The following is a 12861-nucleotide window of genomic DNA, read 5'->3' on the forward strand; positions in this document are numbered from 1 at the left end:
TATAATATAAGCGTAAAGGAAGTGTCAAAAGAGACAAAAGTATGAAAGGCAAGCATTCGCTTGCCTACTGAGTTACTGTCTCTTTCATTTTAAGTGTAATGTTCGAAGGCATGGACTTCATTTTAGAAGTATCCACCAGCACTCCGTTCACTGTCAACTCTACCGTCATAGGTTTGCCTAATCGCACATAAGCCGATTTACCCAGCTCGATTGTCTTTTCCTCGCCCTTTTTTAGCTCGCCTTCTTCAACATATTTTTTGCCTTTTCCTTCCGAAATGCCAAACCAGCTACGGTCATCCTTTATCTTCAGCTTGACCGTCATTTTTTCTTCTCCCGCTACAGCATAGTTATACATGGAACCTTGCTGGGACTCGAAGGTAATCGTCGTCTTTGGGGTTTCAGTGACCGGGTCCGTAGTGACTGTCCCGGGATCGGGAGTCGTCGGAGTGACCGTGGTCGGGGGGTTTGGTTGCTGGGCAATCGGCGAAGTGGCAGCTCCACCACCATTCCCAGGGGAGACCATTTCAGCACCTGGGGTTACGGATCCACTCGGTACAGGCGGCTGTGTCATCGTTCCACCATTGCTATTGACAACAGCTATGTAGATGACGCCAATGATCAAGGCAATAAACAGGACGAGCAAGGTCTTGGTTACCCATCGACCTGCCTGCAATGGACTGTTGGTCGACGCCACTCGGCGACGGCGCAACCTTTCCACTTGTTCTGTTGGAGGCTGGGCCGGCAAATCGGACTGGAAGTGATTCATGATGTGATTCGGGTCGAGACCAACGGCTTCCGCATAGCTTTTGATGAACGCACGCGCGTAAAAGTGGCCGGGGAGTACATGAAAATGGCCCCTTTCAATGGCTTCCAAATAACGTTTCTGTATCTTCGTGATACGTTGAACGTCATCGAGCGTGATTCCCTTTTCCTCGCGGGCCCTTTGTAGTACTTGACCAAGCTCAGACACAGCTGCCCCTCCTTAATTCATTTCAAAATTATCAAAGCCGCGATTATTGATCAATTCGTAGGTAATTTCCTCTTCCGGATGGTGACGCAGTTCAATTATGTAATGAAAATCAGATAGCTCGTACTCTGACTCCCTTACAAAGATATCCGGATGCTCAATAATCTTGGCGGCAGGGAAATTCATGATTTCCCGAAGCAAAGTGTAATGCTTTTCCGTAGAACGCAGCGTGGACACAATGCCATCTATCAAATATACATGATCAGTAGACAATTCATCAATGGCTAGTGAGCTACGAACCGTTTGACGCAGAAGTGTCGAGGAAATAAACGTCCATCGCTTATTGGCGGAGACGCTGGCTGCGATCATCGATTCTGTTTTTCCCACGCGAGGCATTCCTCGAATCCCGATCAATTGATGGCCTTCTTTTTTCAAGATTTCAGCCATGAAGTCGACCAAGAGGCCCAGTTCATCCCGAACGAAGCGAAACGTTTTCTTGTCTTCGCTGTCACGCTCGATATAGCGGCCATGGCGAACAGCCAGTCGATCGAGCATGGTTGGTGGACGCAACCTCGTTATGGTTATGTTGTCCATTTTTTGGACAACGTTGCGCAATACCTCAATTTTTTCATCGTCGTCCGTTAAAAGTAACATGCCTCTTCGCATGGTATCGACACCGTTAATCGTCACGATGTTAATGTTCAACATACCCAGAATAGAAGCGACGTCCCCAAGGAGCCCGGGACGGTTACGGGCGATTTCGTACTCCATATACCATTCTTTTTTTGCTTCCATATGCATTCCTCTCCGACATACAGATTCTCTTCTTATGTAGTATATCACGTTCCCATCAATCGACAATCCGGGAAAAGAAAAATCCCCAAAATAGGGGATTTAAGGGCTAATTGCCACGACCGACGTTCTCAGGGTTTTGAACAAGTTTCACCATCAGCGAAGCCAGTGCTTGCTGCTGCTGTTGATCTCCTGCATCCCACAGCTGCTTTAGCAGGCGCTCTTGATCATTTTTCGGATCCACTTGCTCTGAGAGGTAACCACCGATTTGGTAAGCTACATTTTGCAGCGTTTCGCTCTCCATACCCGCTTGTGTCGCTTGCGCTACTCGTTCACCGAGAAACTCTTTCCAGTCGCGAAAATTGTCAAGAACTGACATATGGAAATTCCCTCCTTAAATACGTTGCGGACAAGATTGCTGCCCACACAGAGGTAGAATTCCACCAAATCTCGGGATTTATGCAGATGAGCAAGCGAATCCTCAGGTGTACCAGCCGCCATTTGGACTGATGATTTGGCCTGTGACGTAGCTTGCCTCCCGCGAGAGCAAAAAGCATACGACAGCGGCAACTTCGCTAGGCAAGCCCAGCCGGTTTGCCGGGATCTCTTCGGCAATCATCTCTAATTCATCGGGGGAAAAGCGTTCCATCATGCCCCCTCGAATGGCACCTGGTGCAACCGCATTTACCGTAATCCCGTTAGGGGCGAGCTCCTTTGCCAGCGCTTTGGTAAACGTATTGACAGCACCTTTGGTAAGCGAGTAGAGCACCTCACAAGATCCTCCTGTCATTCCCCAGATCGAAGAAATGTTGACGATGCGTCCATAACGTTCGCGCAGCATGGCAGAAAGCCCCGCTTGACTGACGAGAAAAGCGGAGCGAACATTTGCAGCCACGAGTTCGTCAAACTGGCTAAGCGTCACATCGGAAAAGAGGCCAATATGGTCCGCAGAAGCATTGTTGACGATCAGCAACGGGGGAACTGGCAATTGCTCAAACATCATGCTGATTTGCAATGGATCACGCAAATCGGCTTGGAGCTTGACTGCCGGTACTCCGAGCTGCTGACACAGCGCCAGGAGTCCATTCAGTTTTTGTTCGGATTGATGGTAATGCAGGTAAAGCGGAACTCCTGCGTGAGCCAGGCCACTGGCGATCGCTTGCCCAAGCTCACCGGAAGCACCTGTTACCAACGCCCAGGGCGTCTGTTGATTCATCCTCTTTCACTACTCCTGTGGCGAAGCGGAACGAACAATCGAAACAGCCATTTGTTCGATGACAAAATGCTCATTCAGACGTTTTTCCACATCCTCGCGCGTGATCGACTCCAACGTCGGCACCACAGAAAAGAGATCGTTGTCGTTAAATTTGAAGCTGGTGAATTGATTCGCAATGAACTCTACGGAGTTGAGCGAACGCAGGAAGTTGCCGATTTTCTTCCGTTTGGCACGTTCAAAATCATCCTGATCAATTCCTTTTTGCTTCAACTGTTCGATCTCCGTTTGAATGGTCTGCACCAAGCGCTCCGGATCGGGCGTATCTCCCCCCAAAATGGTGTACGCGTAATCCTTCTCGCTGCTGTAGTCAAAATCAAAGCTTTCCGTGATCAGCTCGCTATCGTACAGTCGTTCGTAGATCGCGGAGCTGGTGCCGAACGCGATGTCCAATAACAGTTTAGTGGTGAGTTCCCTTTTTAACAAGGCTTCTTTCGTAAGGCCGAGCTCCCGTTCCTTGATCCCTATCATGCATTTTGGCAAGCCAACGGTCAGATTCGCTTCGATTTTTGCTTGCGCAGGTTCGGGCTGCTCCGTCGGAAACAACCGGGTGATTTGCGGAGTAGGTGGAAACTCTTTTCCAGACTGGTTTTGGCGGATCAATTGCATGATGGACTCTGGGTCAAATGAGCCGACGACCAGAAGCACCATATTTGCAGGATGATAAAAAGTCTCATAGCATTGATACAGGTATTCTTTGGTGATGTGAGAGATCGTTTCAATCGTGCCGGCGATCTCAATGTTGATCGGATAATCTTTGTACATGGCCTTCAGAAGGTTCATGTAGACCTTCCAGTCCGGATTGTCATCGTACATCGTGATTTCCTGGCCAATGATCCCTTTTTCCTTTTCCACACTGGCATCCGTAAAGTACGGATCCTGTACGTAATCCAGCAGCAAATTCAGGTTGTCATCCAATTTATCTGTGCAAGAGAACAGATAAGCGGTCCGGTTAAAGCTCGTAAACGCATTGCAGGATGCTCCATTTTTACTAAACTCGTGCATGACATCCCGATCTTTTTTCTCAAACATCTTGTGCTCGAGAAAGTGAGCGATCCCGTCTGGAACATTGATCTCCTCTCCAGCACGGGTGCGGAAGTGACTGTCAATGGAACCGTACTTCGTCGTGAAGACCGCATACGTTTTGCTAAAGCCCTGCTTCGGTACCAAATATACCTGCAGGCCATTCGGTAACGTCTCGTTGTATACCGTTTCGTTGACTTGCTCAAATCTGGTCGTCTGCATCGTCACGCCTCTCCCTTCTTGTCGCGGAGCAGATAAATCGTATCGATCTCCACTTTGGCAGCCACATTTTTGATATCTTCAATCGTCGCCGTCTCAATTCCTCGCAACAATTCATCCAGCTGCCGTTTGCGTCCACTGACCAATCCGTTGTAGGTAAACTCGATCATGCCCCGTGCACTGTCCAGCAGTTCTCGGAATTGATTGGAGAGCGTTGCCTTCGTCTGGCTCATTTCTTCCTCGGAAATGTTTCCCTGACTCATGGATTCCATCTGCTGCTTAATGATTTCAACAGCTCTCTGGTACTTGTTGACCTCGATGCCCGACATGATCATCATGATCCCTTTGTGGCTTTCCAAACGGGATACCGCATAATAGGCCAAGCTTTCCTTTTCGCGTACATTGACGAACAGCTTCGAGTGAGGGAATCCGCCCAGGACGCCGTTGTACATGAGTAAAGCAGGGTAATCGTCATCCTTGTAGGTGATATTTGTTCGGCAGCCAATATTGAGTTTGGCCTGATTGACATCCAAACGATCGATGACTTCCCGCTCGTTCGCGATTTGCTTGGATGCATTGCTGATATCCAGCGATTGCACATCAGAACGTTCCAGTGAAACATGCTTCGAAATGGCCTGCTCGACAACCTGCGGCTTCACATCGCCGACCACGAACATATTGATTGGATTGCTTGCCGTAATTTCTTTGAAATATCGATACAGCTCTTGGCCAGTAATGGCAGGCAGATCTTTCACATTCCCCTGAACAAGCAACGAAAAGGGCTCACCTTTGCACATTTCTTCTGTGACCCGTTGGTTGGCATATTTCATCTTGTCATCAATCAGGCTTTCCACACGCTTGCGCAGCGTTTCTTTTTCCTGCGCGACGTATTTCTCCAGAAAAGATCCGTTTTCCACATGCGGCCTGACGAGCATATCACCGACAAACTGAATGGCCTGCTCGAGCAGCGAATCCTCCTGTGACAAGTACTTTTCGTTCGGCACTTCCATATAGATCTGGAGAATTTGCCTCTCGCCTTTTTTGGTAACGTCTACATCAAAGATCGCCCCATATAGAAAATCGAGGTGAGCACGCAGCAGCTTCGTCTCGGGAAAACGTGCGCTTGCCCTCTTCATCACCATAGCGAGTAAGGCTGTCTTGGTCACGGTCTCCTCGGAAAGAGCTTGCTCAATCATTGTCACGATCGTTGTGGTTTTAAATTTGCCTGTTGGCAAGATATGTACGTTCATCCCATTGATCTGGGTACTTTGAAACGCGATTTCCGTTATGTTCGCACTCATCGCTCAATCTCCCTTCTCTTCAGCGTACTCTCCTCTATTGTAACCAATTGACAGGCCATCAAGCATGTGAAACTTCTCACCGAACTGCATTTTCCCAGAAAAAGAAAAAAAGGAGCAGAATCGCCCCTTCTTTCCTACAAATCGCTATAATCCCATTCCGTTCGCTCATCTGGTATGGCATCTTCCTGTACGAATCGACCGCAATCATCCGATAAGCAAAGCATGCCATCCAGCTGCTCGTCATGGAAAGGGAGTCCATGATTCCCACCGCAATAGGGACAAACCCACATACAGATTCCTCCTCTAGAAAAGGGATTTACCTGTTTAGTTTGCCCCATTAAGAGAACGGACTTTCCACCTTGTTCTGCTCCCAATAGCGCAAATAGAAATACGGATCAATCGCTAGCCCATCGCTGTTTTTGTAGAGTCCGAAGTGGAGATGGGGTTCAAACATGCCTACCGTGCCAGTTCCTCCATACCCTGTATCTCCCACAAACCCGATCAATTGGCCAGCGCGGATCGTATCTCCTATCGCAAGACCCGGGGCATAGGCGCTTAGATGCGCGTAGTACATCCGGTAGCGTCCTGCTCGATCGGTAATGTTTACCCGCCATCCTCCGTACGTATTCCACCCCACTCGATTAATCGTGCCATCTGTCACAGCGTAGACAGGGGTTCCTTTCGGTGCCATGATGTCGATCCCTTCATGGCTGCGTACATTTCCGCTATTGCTCTCCGTCCATTCCCTGTCAGACCCATAGCTGTCGCCATAAGGCTCGTACCAGGTCGCTTCAGAAAAAGGAAAGTAGAAGCTATCGTCGTACAATCTGCTATCTCCGACGGTCGATAGTGGATGCTCGGATTTTTTCGAACCCTCCGGCAAAAATAAAAGCTGCTGGACCGTCAGCTCATCTGATGACAGGTAATTATTCTTTTTCAAAGCCTGGACAGTCGTATGGTGTCGCTCTGCGATTCCGGTCAGCGTGTCTCCTGCCTGGACGACATAAGGATTGGAAGCCTCTTGAATCACAGCAGCTTTATCTTCAACAGGCTTGGTCTGAACCTGCGCAACGCCTGCCCTCTCGTCCCAAACCACTTGATAGCCCAATGCCTCACTCACAAAACGGATCGGAACCACTGTCCGTTGATTCACGATCATCGCTGGCGCATCCATGGTGACACGTTTGCCATCTACAAACGCTGTGCGACTGTCCACAAGCAGAACAATCCGTTTTCCCTTTTCCGTGACCGTGACTTGCCGATTGGCCGTCTCGTAGGTGACGTTTGCCCCGGTGGATTCAGCGACAACGCGAATCGGAACAAGCATGCGTCCGTTTTCACGGATGGGCTGTACGTCTGTACTGATTCCTTTCCCATCAATCACAAGTGAAATGACCGGTCCCGGTTCTGCAGCTCCTGCACGATTCGCACCTGTGACACTTAATCCCAGACATAAGAAAAAAGCGCCTAGAACCTTCGTCCATAGAAGACTGCTGTTTTCATGTAAACAGCTGTTCATCCATATCCCTCCCCGCGCGATCTAACAAAAAAATTATCGCATACGGAAAGATTGAGGTTCTAGACGCAAATTATGTCAACTAACGTGAGCCTGTATCGTATGGTTTACCCAATGCTGCCGGTGCATTCGAGCGACCGACAAGTCCAGCCATAACGAGGATCGTCAGGACGTATGGCAGCATAAAGATAAACTCTGTAGGCACGTATTTGGTCAAGCCGAAAATTTGAACGAGTGACTTGATGGCTTGAGCAACCCCGAAGAACAAAGCTGCCCCCATCGCACCCGCTGGATGCCACTTTCCGAAAATCAGAGCGGCAATCGCGATAAATCCTTGCCCGGAAACGGTGTTGTGAGAAAAGTTGCTGGTGGTGGTCAAGGAAATGGTGGCCCCACCCCATGCAGCCAAAATACCACTGATCATAACGGCAGTGTATCGCATCTTTTTCACATTGATCCCAACGGTGTCAGCTGCACGCGGGTGTTCACCGACAGCGCGAAGACGCAAGCCAAATGGTGTTTTGAAAATAACGTACCAGGTTACAAACACCATGATGAAAGCCAGGAAGCTTGTTGGGTATGCTTCGAAAATAGCATGTCCAAGGTATGGAATGTCATGAAGCCCCGGAATGCTCCACTTTCCGAAAACGCTGGTAAGCGTGGTCGTTTGCCCTGCCCCGTTGAAGATGATCTTGGTCAGGTAAACAGAGAGACCTGCAGCCAGGAAGTTGAGTGCTACCCCACTCACTGTCTGGTCCGCTTTGAACGTAACGGATGCGACCGCATGAGGCAGTGCAAAGATTGCACCTGCGACCCCTGCCAAGAGGAATCCAATCCACGGGGCTGCTCCGCCAAGAGAATCCTGAAATGCGTAGGTGATAACCGCACCGGTGAATGCACCGATGATCATCATGCCTTCCAACGCGATGTTCACGACACCCGAACGCTCGGAATACAGTCCACCCAATGACGCAAATATCAAGGCAGTGGAAAACACGATGGTATCATGAACGAGGTTACTTACAATTAATCCCCAATCCATCAGTTTCCACCTTCCTTTTTCTTATTCAAAATCGGTTTAACAAAAATCTTCACGATTCCATGCGCCGCCACAAAGAAAATAACGGAAGCGATCACGACACGAATCAGTTCAACCGGTACACCCGCGCCAAACTTCATGCCTGCTGCACCAAACGACAGAATACCGAACAGGATGGCCCCGAGTACAACCCCCAGCGGCGTGTTTCCACCAATCAACGCTACGGCGATCCCGTCAAATCCGTAGCCTGGCTGAGCGGTCATGATTGCCTGGTAATGGAAGACACCAAGAATCTCACACGCACCACCGATTCCCGCAAACATCCCACCGATAAACATTGCTTTTACGACGTTGCGGTTTACGTTCATCCCTGCATACTCGGAGGCATGCGGGTTCAAGCCAACGGCACGCAGTTCAAAGCCGGATTTCGTTTTCCAGAGGATAACGTAAAAGAAAATAGCTGCAAGAACCGCAATCAATGTACCCCAATGCAAACGCGCGCTGTCAAACATCGTAGACAGCCAACCAATGGTGATGACAGCGGAGTCGTGAATCATCTCGGAACGCTGTTGCCCAGCTGGTACGAAGAACGCATTCATGACCCAGTTCGCCAAGTAAAGAGCGACCCAGTTCAGCATGATGCTCGTAATGACTTCATTCACGCCGCGTGCCGCTTTCAAATAGCCGGCAATGGAACCCCAAAGCCCACCAGCAACTGCACCTGCGATGACGGCAAGTGGAGCATGGATGTAAGCAGGCAGATCTAGCGATACGCCAACTGCTGTAGAGGCGATCATCCCGACGATAAACTGGCCTTCAGCACCGATGTTAAACAGACCTGTCCGAAATGCAAACGCAACGGCGAGACCTGTAAAAATCAGAGGCGTAATCTGGCGAATGGTTTCCCCAAAGTTGTAGGCACTGCCGAAAACTTTCTCTAGCAAAGCCATATACGCTTTTATCGGGTTAAAACCACCTGCCAACATCGCGATCGCACCTGTCAGTAGACCAAGAATGATCGCTACTAGCGGAACGAGAAACGATTCTTTTGTAAATACGGCAATGACTCTATTCATCGTTTCCCCCTCCTTGCATCCGTTTTCCACCGGACATCATCAAGCCAAGCTCTTGCTCGGTAGTCGCTTTGGCATCAACAATACCTACAATGTTTCCTTCATATATCACGGCGATTCGGTCTGACACATTGATAACTTCGTCCAGCTCCAGAGACAAGAGCAATACTGCCTTGCCATTGTCACGCTGCTCAATCAGGCGGCGATGGATAAATTCAATCGCACCGACATCCAATCCGCGAGTCGGCTGCGCAGCGATGAGCAAATCCGGGTTCTTGTCCACTTCACGGGCAATAATCGCCTTTTGCTGGTTCCCCCCGGAAAGAGCACGGGCTGGCGTGTAAATGCTCGGTGTTCGTACGTCAAACTCTTCAATGAGCTTTGCCGCATGCTTGTCAATGGCGCCATAATCAAGAAAACCGTTCTTGTTGAACGTTGGATGGAAGTAGGTCTCCAATACCATGTTTTCACTCATGGTGAAATCCAGTACTAAGCCGCGCTTGTGACGGTCCTCTGGAATGTGGGAAAGCCCCGATTCAGAGATCGCACGCGGTGCCTGATTGGTGATTTCTTTGCCATTAAGAAGTACACGGCCGCTAGTGGCTTTGCGCAGTCCCGTCAATACTTCGATCAATTCACTCTGACCGTTCCCATCTACACCTGCAATCCCGAGGATTTCGCCTGCGCGAACCTCCAGACTGAGATTGTTCAGGGCATTGACGCCGCGATTGCCCATAGCTGTCAGATTTTCCACTGCGAGAATCGATTGCTTAGGCTGGGATTCCTTCTTGTCGACTCGGAAGTTGACTTCCCGTCCAACCATTTTCGCAGCCAAATCATCCGGATTCGTATCCTTGACCAGGACGGAATCGATGACCTTGCCTCGGCGAATAATCGTCACCGCATCGCAAACAGCCATGATTTCTTTCAATTTGTGAGTGATGAGAATGATGGTTTTGCCTTCTTTGACCAAGTTATGCATGATCTCGATCAATTCATTGATTTCCTGTGGGGTCAATACCGCAGTCGGTTCGTCGAAAATCAGGATGTCCGCACCGCGATACAGCGTTTTCAAAATCTCGACCCGCTGCTGCATACCTACAGAAATATCTTGGATCTTCGCTCGCGGATCTACTTTTAAACCATATTGATTTGAAAGCTTCTCCACTGCCTTCTCCGCACTCTGGATATCTATCTGCAACCCGTTTTTCGGTTCGTTTCCTAGCACAATGTTTTCTGTTACGGTAAATGTTTCAACCAACATGAAATGCTGATGCACCATACCAATACCAAGCTCGTTCGCTTTATTGGGATTTGTGATTTTAACCGGTGTTTCATTGATAAGGATTTCGCCTTCATCAGGTTGATAAAGACCAAACAAAATGTTCATAAGAGTAGACTTGCCTGCGCCGTTCTCGCCAAGGAGGGCATGAATTTCCCCATGCTTTACGGATAGCGTGATGCTATCGTTCGCGATGATTCCTGGGAAACGTTTGGTAATTCCTCGCATTTCAACAACATTCTTTACCGGATTCAACCATGTTCCCCCCGTTTTTGTGGGTCTAGTTTGAAGGTAAAGAACAAGGCTAGTTGCTCGAACTAGCCTTGTCCGTTTGCAGCTTCAATGTAATTATTTTTCAGGTACAGTGATTTCGCCTTTAACGATTTTTTGCTTGTACTCGTCAACCAGCTTCAGAACGTCTTCTGGAACGTTTTTCTTGGAAGTGTCAGCCAATCCTACGCCGTCTTCGGCAAGACCCAGCCAAACGATTTTACCGCCTTCGAATTTACCATCGATGAGGTCTTTGGAAACTTTGAATACCGCTTGGTCTACACGTTTCACCATGGAAGTCAGGGTGACTTCATCGCCGAAAGTCAGAGATTGGTCTTTGTCAACACCGATTACCCATACGTTTTCGCCTTTTGCTTTGCGGTCTTTTGCTTCGTTGAATACGCCATCGCCAGTACCGCCGGAAGCGTGGAAGATAATGTCCGCGCCTTGGCCGTAGATGGAGGAAGCGGTGGATTTACCTACGTCTGGCTTGTCAAAGGCACCCGTGTACACTTTGATTACTTGAACGCTAGGGTCAACTGCTTTCACACCAGCTTCAAAGCCCAATTCAAAACGTTTGATTACCGGGATCTCAACGCCACCCACGAAACCAACTTTTTTCGTTTTGGTCATTTTCGCTGCTACCACACCCGCCAGGAAGGAACCTTCATGCTCTTTGAAGAGTACGGATTCTACGTTTGGCGCATCTACTTCAGCGTCAATGATAGCGAGTTTAGCATCTTTGTTTTCGTCAGCCACTTTTTTCAGGTGGTCTCCCATCAGGAAGCCGATACCCCATGTCAGATCCCATTTGTCTTTTACAAATTGGGTCAGGTTTGGAACGTACTCAGCATCGCTGGTGGATTGAAGATAGTTTACGTTATCTTTCGGCATGTTCAGGTCGGTTTGCAGTTTTTGCAGACCTTCCCAAGCACTTTGGTTGAAGGAGTTGTCGTTTACCCCACCAACGTCAGTAACCATACCGATTTTCGCAGTTGGTGCTGCTGCTCCGCCAGTTGCTCCGCCTTGACCTGCTTGGCCTTGAGGTTGTGCTTCTGGTTTGCTACCACACCCAGCCAATACGAGAGAAAGGCTGAGAGTCGCCACAGACAGCACAGAAAGAACTTTCTTCATCTGAGAATACCCCCTGTTTTTAGTTGAATGAAATTGTTGACTGAGGTTTCCCTCACAGTTACAACCGTCTCCGCACGACGTGAAAGTGAATTTTATCAGCCCTGAAGTAGTTATGGGAGTAGAGCACCGGCCGCTCACTTTCGTCGTAGTGAATCTGCTTCAGCAAGAGCAGCGGAGTTGATTTGTCGCATTGCAGCAGGTTGGAAACCTTTTCATTGTAGCCCATGGGTTCAATCTCAGCCACGGCATACGCAATGCGCAATTCAGTCACACTCTCCAGCCATTTGAAGATGGACTCTCCTACAGCTGTATAGCCTTCTGGAACTAGGTGTGCGGGAATGCGGTCGACACAATAGACCACAGGCTCCCCATCGGCCGTACGAATGCGCTCAACAGAAAGCACGCCTTCGCCCGGGTTAAGAGACAGCTTTTTTCGCTCTTCTTCAGCAGACTCGCCAAAGGACGTCTTCAGGATCATCGTTCCTGCAGAATACCCCTGACGCTCAATCGCATCCGTCACACTAAAGAGTTCCCCAATTCCACCTGAAAAAACAGGTTTTGAATTGATAAAGGTCCCTACCCCGTGTCGTCGAATAACAATCTTCTCTTCTTCAAGAAGACGCAATGCCTCGCGGAGCGTCGCCCTGCTAACGCCTAACTGTTTTGAAAGTTCGGCTTCGGAAGGAAGACGTTCCCCTGGACGCAGCTGACCTGATTCGATATCTCCCTTGATTTTATCCATTACCAAGAGACAAAGCGATCGAACATTCCCTTTGATGCTCATTGTCATTCACTCCTGCTGTCCATTAACCATCCCAACAGGTAGGACGTCAGACCTCTGATTCGTATGGGAAACGATACAACAATTTCCTTCAATCTCGTAAAAATTTTAACCTAGGGGCGGGTATCATGCAAGCCAAATATTTATGAATAACCATGCATAAACATAAAAACTTGCATGACTTCGCTCCT

At 48.9% G+C, this 12861-nt stretch carries 13 protein-coding genes; all 13 read right to left on the reverse strand.

The features are described 5' to 3' along the window. Nucleotides 1–64: 64 nt before the first annotated feature. Nucleotides 65–970 (reverse strand): helix-turn-helix domain-containing protein, encoded by a 906-nt coding sequence (locus JNE38_RS17535; protein ID WP_203254937.1) that lies wholly within the window; start codon nucleotides 968–970, stop codon nucleotides 65–67. 12 nt (nucleotides 971–982) lie between these two features. After that, nucleotides 983–1762, reverse strand: a complete 780-nt coding sequence (locus tag JNE38_RS17540; protein WP_203254938.1) for a YmfK family protein — start codon at nucleotides 1760–1762, stop codon at nucleotides 983–985. Nucleotides 1763–1868: 106 nt separating this feature from the next. Beyond that, entirely contained in the window at nucleotides 1869–2138 is a 270-nt protein-coding gene (locus JNE38_RS17545) for a DUF3243 domain-containing protein (RefSeq protein WP_203254939.1), read from the reverse strand. 102 nt (nucleotides 2139–2240) lie between these two features. Then, nucleotides 2241–2975, reverse strand: a complete 735-nt coding sequence (gene ymfI / locus JNE38_RS17550; RefSeq protein WP_203254940.1) for an elongation factor P 5-aminopentanone reductase — start codon at nucleotides 2973–2975, stop codon at nucleotides 2241–2243. 9 nt (nucleotides 2976–2984) lie between these two features. Continuing rightward, nucleotides 2985–4277: an EF-P 5-aminopentanol modification-associated protein YfmH gene (yfmH, locus tag JNE38_RS17555; RefSeq protein ID WP_203254941.1), complete on the reverse strand. Its 1293-nt coding sequence runs from the start codon at nucleotides 4275–4277 to the stop codon at nucleotides 2985–2987. Nucleotides 4278–4279: 2 nt separating this feature from the next. After that, entirely contained in the window at nucleotides 4280–5575 is a 1296-nt protein-coding gene (yfmF, locus tag JNE38_RS17560; RefSeq protein ID WP_203254942.1) for an EF-P 5-aminopentanol modification-associated protein YfmF, read from the reverse strand. Nucleotides 5576–5709: 134 nt separating this feature from the next. Then, complete coding sequence (locus JNE38_RS17565) at nucleotides 5710–5865, reverse strand: hypothetical protein (RefSeq protein WP_203254943.1); 156 nt, start codon at nucleotides 5863–5865, stop codon at nucleotides 5710–5712. Nucleotides 5866–5912: 47 nt separating this feature from the next. Continuing rightward, on the reverse strand, nucleotides 5913–7094 hold the full coding sequence (locus JNE38_RS17570; RefSeq protein ID WP_203254944.1) for a stalk domain-containing protein: 1182 nt from the start codon (nucleotides 7092–7094) through the stop codon (nucleotides 5913–5915). Between the two features lie 79 nt (nucleotides 7095–7173). Next, nucleotides 7174–8133, reverse strand: a complete 960-nt coding sequence (locus JNE38_RS17575; protein ID WP_203254945.1) for an ABC transporter permease — start codon at nucleotides 8131–8133, stop codon at nucleotides 7174–7176. Further along, nucleotides 8133–9206, reverse strand: coding sequence for an ABC transporter permease (locus JNE38_RS17580; RefSeq protein ID WP_203254946.1), 1074 nt, complete (start codon nucleotides 9204–9206; stop codon nucleotides 8133–8135). Before JNE38_RS17580 ends, JNE38_RS17575 begins: the two co-directional genes overlap by 1 nt. Then, on the reverse strand, nucleotides 9199–10713 hold the full coding sequence (locus tag JNE38_RS17585; RefSeq protein ID WP_203357619.1) for an ABC transporter ATP-binding protein: 1515 nt from the start codon (nucleotides 10711–10713) through the stop codon (nucleotides 9199–9201). Before JNE38_RS17585 ends, JNE38_RS17580 begins: the two co-directional genes overlap by 8 nt. Before the next feature lie 120 nt (nucleotides 10714–10833). Next, on the reverse strand, nucleotides 10834–11889 hold the full coding sequence (locus JNE38_RS17590) for a BMP family lipoprotein (RefSeq protein ID WP_203254947.1): 1056 nt from the start codon (nucleotides 11887–11889) through the stop codon (nucleotides 10834–10836). A gap of 58 nt (nucleotides 11890–11947) precedes the next feature. After that, nucleotides 11948–12673: a GntR family transcriptional regulator gene (locus JNE38_RS17595; RefSeq protein WP_203254948.1), complete on the reverse strand. Its 726-nt coding sequence runs from the start codon at nucleotides 12671–12673 to the stop codon at nucleotides 11948–11950. Nucleotides 12674–12861 lie beyond the last annotated feature (188 nt).

The sequence above is a fragment of the Brevibacillus choshinensis genome, assembly GCF_016811915.1.
In the GTDB taxonomy this organism is placed as follows: Bacteria; Bacillota; Bacilli; order Brevibacillales; family Brevibacillaceae; genus Brevibacillus; species Brevibacillus choshinensis_A.